12 protein-coding genes are annotated in these 14,049 nt (G+C 59.4%); 9 read left to right on the top strand and 3 right to left on the bottom strand.

Annotated elements, in window-relative coordinates:
- The first annotated feature begins 1 nt into the window (after position 1).
- Positions 2 to 1,024: a porphobilinogen synthase gene (hemB, locus tag FOT55_RS11635; protein WP_141971623.1), complete on the top strand. Its 1,023-nt coding sequence runs from the start codon at positions 2 to 4 to the stop codon at positions 1,022 to 1,024.
- A 45-nt stretch (positions 1,025 to 1,069) separates the two neighbouring features.
- Here the strand turns inward: hemB and rfaH are convergent, their stop codons facing one another.
- Positions 1,070 to 1,558, bottom strand: coding sequence for a transcription/translation regulatory transformer protein RfaH (gene rfaH, locus FOT55_RS11630; RefSeq protein WP_025304924.1), 489 nt, complete (start codon positions 1,556 to 1,558; stop codon positions 1,070 to 1,072).
- Positions 1,559 to 1,804: 246 nt separating this feature from the next.
- Between rfaH and pepE the strand changes: the two genes are divergently transcribed.
- From pepE to fre, 3 genes are all read left to right on the top strand, one after another.
- Entirely contained in the window at positions 1,805 to 2,530 is a 726-nt protein-coding gene (pepE, locus tag FOT55_RS11625) for a dipeptidase PepE (RefSeq protein ID WP_025304925.1), read from the top strand.
- An 86-nt stretch (positions 2,531 to 2,616) separates the two neighbouring features.
- On the top strand, positions 2,617 to 4,113 hold the full coding sequence (ubiD, locus tag FOT55_RS11620; protein ID WP_099816950.1) for a 4-hydroxy-3-polyprenylbenzoate decarboxylase: 1,497 nt from the start codon (positions 2,617 to 2,619) through the stop codon (positions 4,111 to 4,113).
- Between the two features lie 50 nt (positions 4,114 to 4,163).
- On the top strand, positions 4,164 to 4,865 hold the full coding sequence (gene fre / locus FOT55_RS11615; protein WP_060434756.1) for an NAD(P)H-flavin reductase: 702 nt from the start codon (positions 4,164 to 4,166) through the stop codon (positions 4,863 to 4,865).
- A gap of 172 nt (positions 4,866 to 5,037) precedes the next feature.
- Here fre and fadA read toward each other — a convergent pair whose 3' ends face one another.
- On the bottom strand, positions 5,038 to 6,201 hold the full coding sequence (fadA, locus tag FOT55_RS11610; RefSeq protein ID WP_025304928.1) for an acetyl-CoA C-acyltransferase FadA: 1,164 nt from the start codon (positions 6,199 to 6,201) through the stop codon (positions 5,038 to 5,040).
- A 10-nt stretch (positions 6,202 to 6,211) separates the two neighbouring features.
- Positions 6,212 to 8,401, bottom strand: coding sequence for a fatty acid oxidation complex subunit alpha FadB (gene fadB / locus FOT55_RS11605; protein ID WP_147823489.1), 2,190 nt, complete (start codon positions 8,399 to 8,401; stop codon positions 6,212 to 6,214).
- A gap of 233 nt (positions 8,402 to 8,634) precedes the next feature.
- Between fadB and FOT55_RS11600 the strand changes: the two genes are divergently transcribed.
- From FOT55_RS11600 to hemG, 5 genes are all read left to right on the top strand, one after another.
- Positions 8,635 to 9,831, top strand: a complete 1,197-nt coding sequence (locus FOT55_RS11600; RefSeq protein ID WP_043137482.1) for an MFS transporter — start codon at positions 8,635 to 8,637, stop codon at positions 9,829 to 9,831.
- 112 nt (positions 9,832 to 9,943) lie between these two features.
- Complete coding sequence (gene pepQ / locus FOT55_RS11595) at positions 9,944 to 11,275, top strand: Xaa-Pro dipeptidase (protein WP_025304931.1); 1,332 nt, start codon at positions 9,944 to 9,946, stop codon at positions 11,273 to 11,275.
- Positions 11,275 to 11,889 carry an IMPACT family protein gene (locus FOT55_RS11590; RefSeq protein ID WP_060434754.1) on the top strand — a complete coding sequence of 205 codons (615 nt, stop codon included), beginning with the start codon at positions 11,275 to 11,277 and terminating at the stop codon, positions 11,887 to 11,889. The genes pepQ and FOT55_RS11590 overlap by 1 nt, the downstream gene beginning before the upstream one ends.
- A gap of 35 nt (positions 11,890 to 11,924) precedes the next feature.
- Positions 11,925 to 13,376, top strand: a complete 1,452-nt coding sequence (gene trkH, locus FOT55_RS11585; RefSeq protein ID WP_025304932.1) for a Trk system potassium transporter TrkH — start codon at positions 11,925 to 11,927, stop codon at positions 13,374 to 13,376.
- A gap of 21 nt (positions 13,377 to 13,397) precedes the next feature.
- Entirely contained in the window at positions 13,398 to 13,931 is a 534-nt protein-coding gene (hemG, locus tag FOT55_RS11580) for a menaquinone-dependent protoporphyrinogen IX dehydrogenase (RefSeq protein WP_043137471.1), read from the top strand.
- The last annotated feature ends 118 nt before the right edge of the window (positions 13,932 to 14,049 follow it).

Raw genomic sequence — 14,049 nt, 5'->3', positions numbered from 1 at the left:
TATGAGCTATGCATTTCCGGGTACCTTCCCTGGTCGCCGTATGCGCCGCGTGCGCCGTCATGACTTCAGCCGCCGCCTGGTCGCCGAGAATCAACTGACGGTCAACGACCTGATTTATCCGGTGTTTGTCATGGAAGGCAGCAATCGCCAGGAAGAAGTGGCCTCGATGCCGGGTGTATCGCGCATGACGATCGATCTGCTGGTCAAGGAAGCGGAAACCATCGCCAAACTCGGCGTGCCGGTGATCTCCCTGTTCCCGGTGATCGAACCGGGCCTGAAATCGCTGCATGCGGAAGAAGCCTATAACCCGGAAGGGCTGGTACAGCGCACGGTGCGTGCGCTGAAAGACGCGGTGCCTGAGCTGGGCATTCTGACCGACGTAGCGCTCGATCCCTATACCACCCACGGGCAGGACGGGATCATCGATGAGCAGGGCTATGTGATTAACGATGTGACCAAAGACATTCTGGTGCGTCAGGCGCTGTCCCATGCCGAAGCGGGTGCGGAAATCGTGGCGCCGAGCGACATGATGGACGGCCGCATCGGGGCGATCCGCGATCGTCTGGAATTGCAGGGCCTGGTGAATACCCAGATTATGGCCTATTCCGCCAAGTATGCTTCCTGCTACTACGGCCCGTTCCGCGATGCGCTGGGCTCCAGCGGCAACCTGAAGGGCGGCAACAAGAAGACCTATCAGATGGATCCGGCCAACAGTGACGAAGCGCTGCAGGAGATTGCACAGGATCTGCAGGAAGGCGCGGACATGGTGATGGTGAAACCGGGCATGCCGTACCTGGACGTGGTGCGCCGCGTGAAGGATACCTTCGGCGTGCCAACTTTCGCTTATCAGGTGTCCGGCGAGTACGCCATGCATATGGCGGCGATTCAGAACGGCTGGCTGCAGGAGCAACCTGCGGTGATGGAGTCGTTGATGTGCTTCAAACGCGCCGGCGCCGACGGTGTGCTGACCTACTTCGCCAAGCGTGTCGCCCAGTGGCTGCACGACGACGCGATGCGTCGTTAAGCGCAAAGTGAGCCAACAAAAAGGCGCCTGAGGGCGCCTTTTGCATTACATCTTCTGGAACTGTCGGTTGTCGATGCTTTGACTGACCTGCTTGTTGATCAGGTTCAGCAACAACATGGAACGCGCCTCGCCGTCCGGCTCGGTGTAGATCGCCTGCAGCCCTTCGAACACGCCGTCGACGATCAGAACAGTATCCCCCGGCTGTGGGGTTTCCGGATCGACATAGGTTTCGCAGGCGTGCGTGCGCAGTTCATCGATCACCTTGCTCGGGATGACGCTCGGCAACGTGCCGAAACGCACGAAGTGGCTGACGCCACGGGTAGCGCTGATGGTGGTGGTGTGAATGCGCTCCGGGTCGAACTCCACAAACAGATAGTTGGGAAACAGGGGTTCGCTGACCGCGATGCGCTTACCACGCACGATCTTTTCCAGCGTGATGATCGGGCTGAGGCAGTTTACCTGCTGCCGCTCCAGATGTTCCTGCGCTCGCAACAGCTGACCGCGTTTGCAATAAAGTAGATACCAGGATTCCATAGTTTCACATGCCTTTCTGCCAGCCGGTAAGCATATCAAAAGCTATTCCGGATACATAGTGATGCAAGTTTCAGCGTGTAACATCACCTATCTCTATGAATCTGCGGCTATTAGCGAGGGGTCACACACTTATCGATACGGCGCTGGTATAACAGAGGGCTAAAAATTTGTTACCGTCACAGTATGGCAAGGCGTTGCGCTACCGGCTGTGACGCTATTCATCGTTTTCGACCGAGGGAGAAATAAATGGAGCTGTTTCTGTTGAGCAACGGCAAGCTGTCTGGTGAAGCCGAGCTGCTGGGGTACGCTAAAAGCCAACTGCTGGCGATGATTGCGCGTCGTGGCATCAAATCCGCCGTCTTTATCCCTTACGCCCTGATCCGTTACGACTACGACCAGCGTGCGCAGGAACTGGCGCAAACGCTGGGCATCGAAGTCACCAGCATCCACCACGCCGCTTCACCGGCGGCGGCGATCGCGCAGGCGGAATGCATTTTGGTCAGCGGCGGCAATACCTGGTTGCTGAACCAAATGCTGCATGAGCAAGGCCTGATCGTGCCTATCCAGCGCGCGGTGCGCGAGCGTGAAGTGCCTTACGTCGGCTGGAGCGCCGGTTGCAATGTGGCCACGCCGAGCATTCGCACCACCAATGACATGCCGGTGCGCTGCAGCGTGGTGCTGTCGGCGCTGGGGCTGTTCCCGGTACAGATCAACCCGCATTACATCGACGCGCACATCAGCGGCCACATGGGCGAAACCCGTGACGAGCGCCTGGCGGAGTTCTGCGCGATCAACCCGAGCGAATCGGTGGTGGCGCTGCGGGAAGGCAGCCTGCTGCATGTTGAAGGCAATGCGCTGCGTTACTTCAGCGCTAATGGGCAGGGCTTCAAGGTGTTCCGCCATGGCGAGGAGACGCGCGAATATCAGGATACGCGCGCGCTGGCTGCGCTGGTGCCGTTCAACTGCGGCTGAGAGCCACCCGGCAGCGGGCGGCGTTAACAAAATTGCAGCAACAACCGTGAAGAGGGCTTATAATGCCCTCCCCACAGGCCGTTATAATGATCAGCATGAAATACCGTGACTTACGCGATTTCCTCTCGTTGCTGGAGAAGAGAGGGGAACTAAAACGCATCAGCCAGCCGATCGATCCTTACCTGGAAATGACGGAGATTGCCGATCGCACCCTGCGGGCAGGCGGCCCGGCATTGCTGTTTGAAAACCCGAAAGGGTACGACATGCCGGTGCTGTGCAACCTGTTCGGCACCGCCAATCGCGTGGCGATGGGCATGGGGCAGGAAGACATCAGCGCGCTGCGCGAAGTCGGCAAACTGCTGGCGTTTCTCAAAGAACCGGAGCCACCGAAAGGCTTCCGCGATCTGTTCGACAAAATGCCGAAGTTCAAGCAAGTGCTGAACATGCCGACCAAGGTGCTGGGGTCCGCGCCTTGTCAGGAGCAGGTATGGCAGGGTGAGGATGTCGATCTGGGCCGTATTCCGGTGATGCACTGCTGGCCGGAAGACGCCGCGCCGCTGATCACCTGGGGGCTGACGGTGACCCGTGGCCCGCATAAGGAACGGCAAAACCTCGGCATCTATCGTCAGCAGGTGCTGGGCAAGAATAAAGTGATCATGCGCTGGCTGTCGCATCGCGGCGGCGCGCTGGATTATCAGGAGTGGTGCCAGGCGCACCCCGGCGAGCGTTTCCCGGTTGCGGTGGCGCTGGGTGCCGATCCCGCCACTATCCTCGGTGCGGTCACGCCGGTGCCGGATACCCTGTCTGAATATGCCTTTGCCGGGCTGCTGCGCGGCAATAAAACCGAAGTGGTCAAGTGTCTTTCCAACGATCTGGAAGTGCCAGCCAGCGCCGAAATCGTGCTGGAAGGCTATATCGAGCCGGGTGAAATGGCGCCGGAAGGCCCCTACGGCGACCACACCGGTTACTACAATGAAATCGACCAGTTCCCGGTATTTACCATCACGCACATCACCCAGCGTCGCAACGCGATCTACCACTCGACCTATACCGGCCGCCCGCCGGATGAGCCGGCGATCCTGGGCGTGGCGCTGAATGAAGTGTTCGTGCCGATCCTGCAAAAACAGTTCCCGGAAATCGTCGATTTCTATCTGCCACCGGAAGGGTGCTCGTACCGCCTGGCGGTAGTGACCATGAAAAAACAGTACGCCGGCCATGCGAAACGCGTGATGATGGGCGTCTGGTCGTTCCTGCGGCAGTTTATGTACACCAAATTTGTTATCGTCTGCGATGACGACGTCAATGCGCGCGACTGGAACGACGTAATTTGGGCGATCACCACACGAATGGATCCGGCAAGGGATACCGTTCTGGTGGAGAATACGCCGATCGACTATCTGGACTTCGCCTCGCCGGTTTCCGGTCTGGGTTCGAAGATGGGGCTGGACGCCACCAATAAATGGCCGGGTGAAACCGATCGCGAATGGGGCCGTCCGATTCAGATGGATGAAAAGGTACGTGCGCGCGTCGACGAAATCTGGGATGAGCTCGCAATCTTCAGTGACAGGGAACCGACGCTGTAGCGTCAGGCCCTGTTCTCAGCTTTGCATTGATGACCCGACAGAGGGAACGCATGACAATATTGAGCTGTAAAGTGACCTCGGTAGAGGCCATTACCGATACGGTTTATCGGGTACGTCTGGTGCCCGAGCAGCCGTTTTCTTTCAAGGCAGGGCAATATCTGATGGTGGTGATGGACGAGCGCGACAAGCGCCCGTTCTCGCTGGCATCAACCCCGACGCAGCAAGAGTACATCGAGCTGCATATCGGTGCTTCGGAGCTGAATCTGTACGCCATGGCGGTGATGGATCGCATCCTGAAAGAGCAGGCGATCACCGTTGACGTGCCGCATGGCGACGCCTGGCTGCGGGAAGAGGGCAGCCGTCCGCTGGTGCTGATCGCCGGCGGCACCGGTTTCTCTTACGCGCGTTCAATCTTGTTGACCGCGCTGGAGCAGCAGCCCGATCGCGACATTTCAATCTACTGGGGCGGGCGTGAGCTGAAGCACCTGTACGATTTGAGCGAGCTGGAAGCGCTGTCGTTGCAGCATCCGAATCTGAAGGTGATCCCGGTGGTCGAGCAGCCGGAAGCCGAATGGCGCGGCCGCAGCGGCACCGTGCTCAGCGCGGTGCTGCAGGATTTCGGTACGCTGGCGGAGCACGACATCTACATCGCCGGGCGTTTCGAGATGGCGAAAATTGCCCGTGAGCGTTTCTGCGCCGAGCGCGGCGCGCTGGAAGCGCATATGTTTGGCGACGCGTTTTCGTTTATCTGACCGAGGCGATGCGCAGTGAATGGGGTGGCCGAGGGTCGCCCCGTTTTTATTTGGGCGTCGGCAAATTTCAGGTATAAAAAACCCGCCCCTGACAGGCGGGAAGAACGGCAACTAAACTTGGCGGGATGCCGCGATTTGAAGTGGTGACGCGGTCATCCCAAGATAGACACAGCTAAACGCGTTCAAACACGGTGGCGATGCCCTGGCCCAGGCCGATGCACATGGTCGCCAGGCCGAACTGTGCGTCGCGACGTTCCATGTTGTTCAACAGGGTGGTCGAGATGCGGGAGCCTGAACAGCCCAGCGGGTGGCCGAGCGCGATGGCGCCGCCGTTCAGGTTAATCTTGTCGTCGATACTGTCCATCAGCCCCAGATCTTTGATGCACGGCAGCGACTGGGCGGCGAACGCTTCGTTCAGTTCGAACAGATCGATGTCCTGCACGCTCAGACCGGCGCGTTTCAGCGCCAGCTTGCTGGCCGGCACCGGGCCGTAGCCCATGATGGAAGGATCGCAGCCGACGACCGCCATCGAGCGAATGCGGGCGCGGGCCTTCAAACCGAGCGCTTTGGCGCGCGACTCGCTCATCAGCAGCATGGCGGAAGCGCCGTCCGACAGGGCGGAAGAACTGCCAGCGGTGACGGTGCCGTTGACCGGATCGAACGCCGGCCGCAGGGCCGACAGGCTTTCGACGGTGGTTTCCGGGCGAATGACTTCATCGAAATCGTAACGGGTCAGCACGCCGTCGGCGTCGTGGCCGTTGGTCGGAATGATCTCGTTTTTGAAGTAACCCGCCAGCGTCGCTGCATGTGCGCGCTGGTGGGAGCGGGCAGCAAACTCATCCTGCATCTGGCGGCTGATGTTGTGCATCTTGGCCAGCATTTCGGCGGTCAGCCCCATCATCCCGGCGGCTTTTGCCACGCTGCGGCTCAGCCCCGGATGGAAATCCACGCCGTGGTTCATCGGCACATGGCCCATGTGTTCCACGCCGCCGATCAGGCTGACGTGTGCGTCGCCAACCATGATGGCGCGCGCCGCGTCGTGCAATGCCTGCATCGAAGAGCCGCACAGGCGGTTGACGGTCACCGCCGGCACGCGGTGCGGGATCTCGGCCAGCAGTGCGGCGTTGCGGGCGATGTTGAAGCCTTGCTCCAGCGTCTGCTGCACGCAGCCCCAGTAAATGTCATCGATCTCGGCGGCGTCCAGCGCCGGGTTGCGGCTCAACACTTCACGCATCAGGTGAGCGGAGAGATCTTCGGCGCGCACCTGGCGGAAGGCGCCGCCCTTGGAGCGGCCCATCGGCGTGCGTACGGCATCAACAATAACTACGTTTTCCATCTTTATGACCTCATGCCGGTTGGCGGGTAGCGACGTCGGACAGCGGTGTCGCCACCGGGTAGTAGCTTTCATTGCGCTCGGCCTTGGCGCGCAGACCGGCCGGCACCTGATACAGGGCGCCGAGGTGTGCGTAACGCTGGGCCAGCTCAACGTAGTTGGCGGTGCCGAGCGTATCCAGGTAGCGGAATGCGCCGCCATGGAACGGAGGGAAGCCGATGCCGTACACCAGTGCCATATCGGCTTCCGCCGGGCTGGCGACGATCTTCTCTTCCAGGCAACGCACCACTTCGTTGATCATCGGGATCATCATGCGCGCAACGACCTCTTCGTCGCTGATGGTCTGGCGCGGTTGGCTCACTTCGGCCAGCAGCGCATCGGTCTGCTCGTCGTTGTCCTTGCGCGGCTTACCTTTGTTGTCCTGGCTGTAGCGGTAGAAGCCCAGCTGGTTTTTCTGACCGAAGCGCTGGTTGTCGAACATCACGTCAATGGCATCGCGATAGTCTTTGCTCATGCGCTCCGGGAAGCCGGCCGCCATTACCGCTTGCGCGTGGTGTGCGGTGTCGATGCCCACCACGTCGAGCAGGTAGGCCGGGCCCATCGGCCAACCGAACTGTTTTTCCATCACTTTATCGATCTGACGGAAGTCGGCGCCGTCGCGCAGCAGCAGGCTGAAACCGGCGAAATACGGGAACAGCACGCGGTTGACGAAGAAGCCCGGGCAGTCGTTCACCACGATCGGCGTTTTGCCCATGCGGCTGGCGTAGGCCACCACTTTGGCAATGGTCTCGTCGCTGGTTTGTTCGCCGCGGATGATTTCAACCAGCGGCATGCGGTGTACCGGGTTAAAGAAGTGCATGCCGCAGAAGTTTTGCGGGCGCTTCAACGATTTTGCCAGGTGATTAATCGGAATGGTCGAGGTGTTCGACGCCAGAACGGTCTCTTCGCCGATCAGGTTTTCCACTTCCGACAGTACGGCGGCTTTGACCTTCGGGTTCTCCACGACCGCTTCGACGATCACCTGCGCGCGCTCGATGCCGGCGTAGTCCAACGTTGGTTGAATGGTCGACAGCACCTGCGCCATTTTCAGGCCATCCAGTTTGCCGCGTTCCAGCTGCTTATTGAGCAGCTTGGCCGCTTCGTTCATGCCCAGCGTCAGCGATTTGTCGCTGATGTCCTTCATGATCACCGGCACGCCTTTCAGCGCCGATTGGTAGGCGATGCCACCGCCCATGATGCCGGCGCCCAGCACCGCCGCCTGTTTCGGCGCGTCCACATTCTTGGCCAGCTTTTTCGCCTGGCCTTTCACGAACTGATCGTTAAGGAAGATGCCGACCAGCGCACGCGCTTCGTTGGATCGTGCCAACGGCACGAAGCTGGCGGTTTCCAGTTTCAGTGCCTCATCGCGGCCCAGCTTGGCGGCGGCTTCAATGGTTTTCACCGCGGTCATCGGTGCCGGGTAATGTTTACCGGCGGTCTGCAGCACCATGCCTTTGGCGGTGGTGAAGCTCATTGCCGCTTCGATCGGGCTGAGCTTCAGCGGCTCCAGCTTAGGTTGACGTGCGGCGCGCCAGTCCAGCTTGCCGTCGATCGCCTGTTGCAGCATTTTCAGCGCCGCTTCGGCCAGTTTTTCCGGTGCTACCACCGCATCCACCAGGCCGACTTTCAACGCGTCTTTGGCGCTGACGTCTTTGCCGGCGGCGATGATTTCCAGCGCGCTGTCGTTACCCAGCAGGCGTGGCAGGCGGACAGAACCGCCGAAGCCCGGCATGATGCCCAATTTGGTTTCCGGCAGGCCGATGCGCGCGTCCGGTGAGGCGACGCGGAAATCGGTCGCCAGAATGCATTCGCAACCGCCGCCGAGTGCATAGCCGTTAATGGCCGAAATGGTCGGTACCGGCAAATCTTCCAGCCGGTTAAAGACGTTGTTGGCGAATACCAGCCACTCGTGCAGCTTTTCAGCCGGTGCGGCGAACAGAGAAAGGAATTCGGTGATATCGGCGCCGACGATAAACGCGGCTTTGGAGGAGCGCAGCAGCAACCCCTTGAGCTCAGGCTGGTTTTCCAGCACGGTGAGCGCTTCACCCAGGCTGGCGACGGTACGGGTGTCCAGCTTGTTGACCGAGCCTGATGCGTTGAACACCAGCTCGGCGATGCCGTTATCGAGCCAGTGCAGTTGTAATGTTTCGCCTTGGTAGAGCATGTCTATCTCCTGAATCAGCGTATGATCTGGTATGACCAGATGAAGAGGATTGTGGTTTTTATGTTAAAAATATGCAAATGAGAGATTGCATATTTGCTGGTCGGATCACAAGTCGCCAAGTTAGTTTTTTGATTTGAAACGAAGTTATATTTTATGTGCTATCGGCATTTGCTGGAGTGTGTCGGCACTCATACACTTGCTCGCAGCGAATGAACATTCAGACGAGGTTACGCATGACTAAGGCGGCTTGTGTTAAACGCAGCGGCTTGTGGAGCATTCCCGCCAGAACCATGGCGCTGGCGTGTCTGTTGGTGTTTATGGCGCAAATGGCGACGACCGTGTATTTGCCTTCGCTGCCAACGGTGATGCGGGAGCTGGCGATGAGCCGGCGTGCCACCGAGCTGTCCATTTCAATCTTCGTCATCGGCGCCGCCTTGCCGGTGCTGTTTTGGGGCGCGGCCGCCGATCGCTTTGGCCGCCGCGCGCCCCTGACGCTGTCTTTGTTTCTTTTCATTGGCTGCAGCGGGCTGTTGGCGCTGTGCAGCAACGGCGCCCAATTGCTGACGCTGCGTGCGCTGCAGGGCGTGGGTGCCGGCGGTGCGGCGATCATCGCGCGTATCATCGTGCGGGATAACTGGAGCGGTGACGAGCTGGCGCGACGGCTGTCGGTGCTCTCCATCGCTTTTATCACCGCGCTGGGCGGCGGCCAGTTCGTCGGCGGCCTGCTCAGCCAATATTCACACTGGCAGATGGGCTTCGTCTTGATGGGCGCCACCGGTTTGGCCATTCTGGCGCTGATGGCGACGCTGCCGCTGGAGGCAGGGCGCGCTCGTGGGCCACGTCCGGCGATGGCGGCCACCTACTTCGCCATCCTGCGGCGGCCGGGATTTTTTTGGCCGGCCTGCGTCGGTGGGCTGGGTTTTGCCACCACGGTGACACTGCAGGAAGTGAGTCCGTTCGTCATGCAGCAGGGGTTTGGTCTCAACGTCACGGCGTTCGGCGCCCTGGGGCTGGTGATCGGCGTCGCCTACTTCAGCGGGGCGCTGACGGTGAACCGTACGGTGGCGCGTCTCGGCGGGAAAAAACTGATGCAGGCCGGCAGCGGCATCGTGGCGCTGGCGACGGCGGCGATCCTGCTGCTGTGGTGGAGCGGCGTCCTGGCCGGCCTTTCCGGTATGGCGCTGTTCATTGCGCTGTATTGCCTGACCATTTTTGGCCAGGCGGTGCTGTTTCCCAACAGCATGGCGATGGCGGTCAGCGATGCCAAAGAGTATGGTGCCTATGCGATGGCGCTGTGCGGCTTTCTGCAGCAGTGTCTGGCGGGCGTCGCCGCGGCCGGTGCGGTGTTGTTGGAACACCATGGCCTGTGGGCGCTGGCGATAGCGCTGCTCGGTTTGGGCGGCTGGTTAATGGTTAAGCTGCGGATGTAACGGCATTTGCAGGGAATTGCGAGCTGCTCCGCATGCCCAACGCGATGAGGTTGGAGCGTCGGAGCGCTGTGTTAAGATGACTTCTTTCGTGCTAAGGCATAAGGGTACTGTGATGGAAACGCTGGCTTCTTTGTATAACGACCACCTAGCAGAGCTGCAAAAACGCGCGCGCGAAGTGCTGGAGCGCAACAAGTTGGATGCGCTGCTGATTCACTCCGGGGAACTGCAAAAGGTATTTTTGGACGACCATAGCTATCCGTTCAAAGTGAACGCGCATTTCAAAGCCTGGGTGCCGGTGACGTCGGTGCCGAACTGCTGGTTGTGGATCGACGGTGTCAACAAGCCGAAGCTGTGGTTCTACTCCCCGGTTGACTACTGGCACAGCGTAGAGCCGCTGCCGGACAGTTTCTGGACCAAATCCCTTGAATTGATGCCGCTGGCCAACGCCGACGCCATCGCCCAGCAGCTTCCGCCGCAGCGCGAGCGCGTCGGCTATATCGGTTATGCCCAACAGCGCGCCCGCGATCTCGGCATCCCTTCTGAGAACATCAACCCGAAAGCGGTGCTGAACTACCTGGATTTCCACCGTTCGATCAAAACCGGCTACGAGCTGGCCTGCATGCGCGAAGCGCAGAAGACGGCGGTAACCGGCCATCGTGCCGCGCATGAGGCCTTCCTCTCCGGCATGAGCGAATTCGACATCAATCTGGCCTACCTGACGGCGACCGGCCACCGCGATACCGATGTGCCTTACGACAACATCGTGGCGTTGAACGAGCACGCTTCGGTACTGCACTACACCAAGCTGGATCATCAGCCGCCGGCCGAGTCCCTGAGTTTTCTGATCGACGCCGGGGCGGAATATAACGGCTACGCCGCCGATCTGACGCGTACCTATGCGGCGCAAAGCGGCAGCGAGTTCGCTCATCTGGTGAAAGATCTCAATAGTGAACAGCTGGCGCTGATCGACACCATTAAAACCGGCGTGCGCTATACCGACTACCATGTGCAGATGCACCAGCGCATCGCCAAGTTGCTCAAGAATCACAAACTGGTGAATGGCCTCAGCGAAGAGGCGATGGTTGAAACGGGCATCACCACGCCGTTCCTGCCGCACGGGCTGGGGCACCCGCTGGGCCTGCAGGTGCACGACGCCGCAGGCTTTATGCAGGACGAGCAAGGCACCCATCTGGCGGCGCCGTCCAAGTATCCGTTCCTGCGTTGTACCCGCGTGTTGCAGCCGGGCATGGTGTTGACCATCGAGCCGGGTCTGTACTTCATCGAATCTCTGTTGGCGCCGTGGCGCAGCGGTGAGTTCAAGCAGCACTTCGCCTGGGATCGCATCGATGCGCTGAAACCGTATGGCGGTATTCGCATCGAAGACAACATCGTGATCCATGAAAAGCGTATCGAGAACATGACGCGCGATCTGAACCTGGCCTGATGCGGCCGTACCCGATACCGGCGGAAGCAACCCGCTTTACCGAAGAAATAAAGAAGAGCCGTTTTATCACCCTGCTGGCGCCAACCAGCGGGGTAGAAGCGGCAAAGGCGTTTATTCAGCAAGTGCGGGATGAGCACCCGGCGGCGCGGCACCATTGTTGGGCCTTCGTCGCCGGTAGCCCCGATGACTCACAGCAGCTGGGGTTCTCCGACGATGGAGAACCGTCGGGCACCGCTGGCAAACCGATCCTCGCGCAGCTGATGGGCAGCGGTATCGGCGAAGTGACCGCCGTGGTCGTTCGTTACTATGGCGGCGTCAAGTTGGGCACCGGCGGGCTGGTGAAAGCTTATGGCAACGGTGTTCAACAGGCGTTGAAGCAGCTGGTGTTGGTAGAAAAGGTGCCGGAAGCCGAATATATCTTGCAGTGCGACTATGCGCAGTTGGCGATGGTGGAGAACTTGCTGCAGCAAACCGCAGGTCGGATCCTGCAGGGCGAATACGGTGCCGCCGTCGTGCTGCATCTGGCGTTGCCGGCCACCGAGGTCGAGCTGTTTGGGAATAAATTGCGTGATCTCAGTCGCGGTAATTTGCAATTAACCCCCATTTCGCAATAATTCCTCCCAATTGAATTGCTAAGGATCGTGCTGAAATGCATTTTCGCGCCATAACCCGTATCGTTGGTCTGCTGGTCATCCTGTTCTCCGGGACGATGTTTATTCCCGGCCTGGTGGCATTGATTTATCGCGATGGGGCGGGGCGCGCGTTCAGCCAAACGTTCTTCGTGGCGCTGACCATCGGGCTGATGCTGTGGTGGCCGAACCGCAAGCAAAAACACGAGCTGAAGCCGCGTGAAGGCTTCCTGATCGTCGTGCTGTTCTGGACCGTGCTGGGCAGCGTGGGGGCATTGCCGTTCCTGTTTTCGGAACGGCCCAATTTGTCGCTGACCGACGCCTTCTTTGAATCCTTCTCGGGATTGACGACCACCGGTGCGACGACGCTGGTGGGGTTGGACTCGCTGCCGAAGGCTATTCTCTTCTATCGCCAAATGCTGCAATGGATGGGCGGCATGGGGATCATCGTGTTGGCGGTGGCGATACTGCCGATACTCGGCGTCGGCGGCATGCAGCTGTATCGGGCGGAAATGCCCGGGCCGCTGAAAGATAACAAGATGCGTCCACGCATCGCCGAAACCGCCAAAACCCTGTGGCTAATCTATGTGTTGCTGACCGTCGCCTGTGCGCTGGCGCTCTGGGGGGCTGGGATGTCGGTGTTCGATGCCATCGGCCACAGTTTCTCGACCATCGCCATCGGCGGTTTTTCTACCCACGACGCCAGTATCGGTTATTACGCCAGCCCGACCATCAACACCATCATCGCCGTGTTCCTGCTGATTTCCGGCTGTAACTACGGCCTGCACTTCGCTTTGCTGAGCGGCCGCAGCCTGAAGGTGTATGGGCGCGATCCTGAATTCCGCATGTTTATCTTCGTTCAGTTGACGCTGGTGGTGGTGTGTACGTTGGTGCTCTGGGGACATGGCGTCTATAAGAGCGGTATGGAAACGCTCAATCAGGCGTTCTTCCAGGTGGTATCGATGGCGACTACGGCCGGTTTCACGACCGACAGCATCGCCAAGTGGCCGCTGTTCCTGCCGATGTTGTTGCTGTGCTCGGCGTTCATCGGCGGTTGCGCCGGCTCGACCGGCGGCGGCCTGAAGGTGATCCGTATCCTGCTTCTGTACCTGCAAGGTTCGCGCGAGTTGAAAAGGCTGGTGCACCCCAACGCGGTCTATACCATCAAATTGGGCAACCGTGCGCTGCCGGAACGCATTCTGGAGGCGGTGTGGGGATTCTTCTCTGCTTATGCGCTGGTGTTTATCGTCAGCATGCTGGCGATCATTGCCACCGGCGTTGACGACTTTTCCGCGTTCGCCGCAGTGACGGCAACGCTCAATAACCTCGGCCCCGGTCTGGGCGTAGTGGCGGATAACTTCACCACGATGCCGGCGGCGGCCAAGTGGGTCCTGGTGGTGACGATGCTGTTCGGGCGCCTGGAAGTGTTTACATTGCTGGTGCTGTTCACGCCAACCTTCTGGCGTGAGTAAGCCTGATATAAGGAGTAGGCCATGAAGGCATTGATACTTTATTCGAGCCGTGACGGGCAAACACGTGCTATCGCTTCTTATATAGCAAGCAAGTTGCAGGACACGCTGCGTTGTGAGGTGATCGATCTGCTGCAGGCAGAACAGGTCGATCTTAACCAGTATCAGCAGGTGATGATCGGCGCTTCTATCCGTTACGGGCACTTTAACCCGGCGCTGGATAAATTTGTCAAGCGTCATGCTGAGCAGTTGAATCGGATGCCGAGCGCATTCTTTGCCGTCAACCTGACCGCGCGCAAACCGGAAAAGCGTTCGCCACAAACCAACGCCTATACCCGCAAGTTCCTGTTGGCTTCGCCGTGGCAGCCAAAACAGTGCGCGGTGTTTGCCGGCGCATTGCGTTATCCGCGCTATCGCTGGTTCGATCGCATCATGATTCAATTCATTATGCGTATGACGGGCGGTGAAACGGATACCAGTAAGGAAGTGGAGTACACAGATTGGCAACAGGTCGACCGCTTTGCCCAGGAATTTAGCCAGATCCAGTACGAAAAGTGACAAAAACGCGGGTTTGGCCAGCGTTTTGCCGAAAAAATCCGCGCTTGAAAAGTTTTTTGCATTTAGGGGTTGCGGCCCGCCGAGAACTCCCTATAATGCGCCTCCACTGACCGGGAAC

It is taken from the genome of Serratia bockelmannii (assembly GCF_008011855.1).
GTDB classification, from domain to species: Bacteria; Pseudomonadota; Gammaproteobacteria; order Enterobacterales; family Enterobacteriaceae; genus Serratia; species Serratia bockelmannii.
The sequence above is the reverse complement of the archived record's forward strand: the minus strand, read 5'-3'. Positions and strand labels throughout refer to the sequence as shown.

Excerpts from the sequence above, each read along its gene's own strand:
- hemB (WP_141971623.1), top strand. The coding sequence starts at position 2 with ATGAGCTATGCATTTCCGGGTACCTTCCCTGGTCGCCGTATGCGCCGC.
- rfaH (WP_025304924.1), bottom strand. The coding sequence starts at position 1,558 with ATGGAATCCTGGTATCTACTTTATTGCAAACGCGGTCAGCTGTTGCGA.
- pepE (WP_025304925.1), top strand. The coding sequence starts at position 1,805 with ATGGAGCTGTTTCTGTTGAGCAACGGCAAGCTGTCTGGTGAAGCCGAG.
- ubiD (WP_099816950.1), top strand. The coding sequence starts at position 2,617 with ATGATCAGCATGAAATACCGTGACTTACGCGATTTCCTCTCGTTGCTG.
- fre (WP_060434756.1), top strand. The coding sequence starts at position 4,164 with ATGACAATATTGAGCTGTAAAGTGACCTCGGTAGAGGCCATTACCGAT.
- fadA (WP_025304928.1), bottom strand. The coding sequence starts at position 6,201 with ATGGAAAACGTAGTTATTGTTGATGCCGTACGCACGCCGATGGGCCGC.
- fadB (WP_147823489.1), bottom strand. The coding sequence starts at position 8,401 with ATGCTCTACCAAGGCGAAACATTACAACTGCACTGGCTCGATAACGGC.
- FOT55_RS11600 (WP_043137482.1), top strand. The coding sequence starts at position 8,635 with ATGACTAAGGCGGCTTGTGTTAAACGCAGCGGCTTGTGGAGCATTCCC.
- pepQ (WP_025304931.1), top strand. The coding sequence starts at position 9,944 with ATGGAAACGCTGGCTTCTTTGTATAACGACCACCTAGCAGAGCTGCAA.
- FOT55_RS11590 (WP_060434754.1), top strand. The coding sequence starts at position 11,275 with ATGCGGCCGTACCCGATACCGGCGGAAGCAACCCGCTTTACCGAAGAA.
- trkH (WP_025304932.1), top strand. The coding sequence starts at position 11,925 with ATGCATTTTCGCGCCATAACCCGTATCGTTGGTCTGCTGGTCATCCTG.
- hemG (WP_043137471.1), top strand. The coding sequence starts at position 13,398 with ATGAAGGCATTGATACTTTATTCGAGCCGTGACGGGCAAACACGTGCT.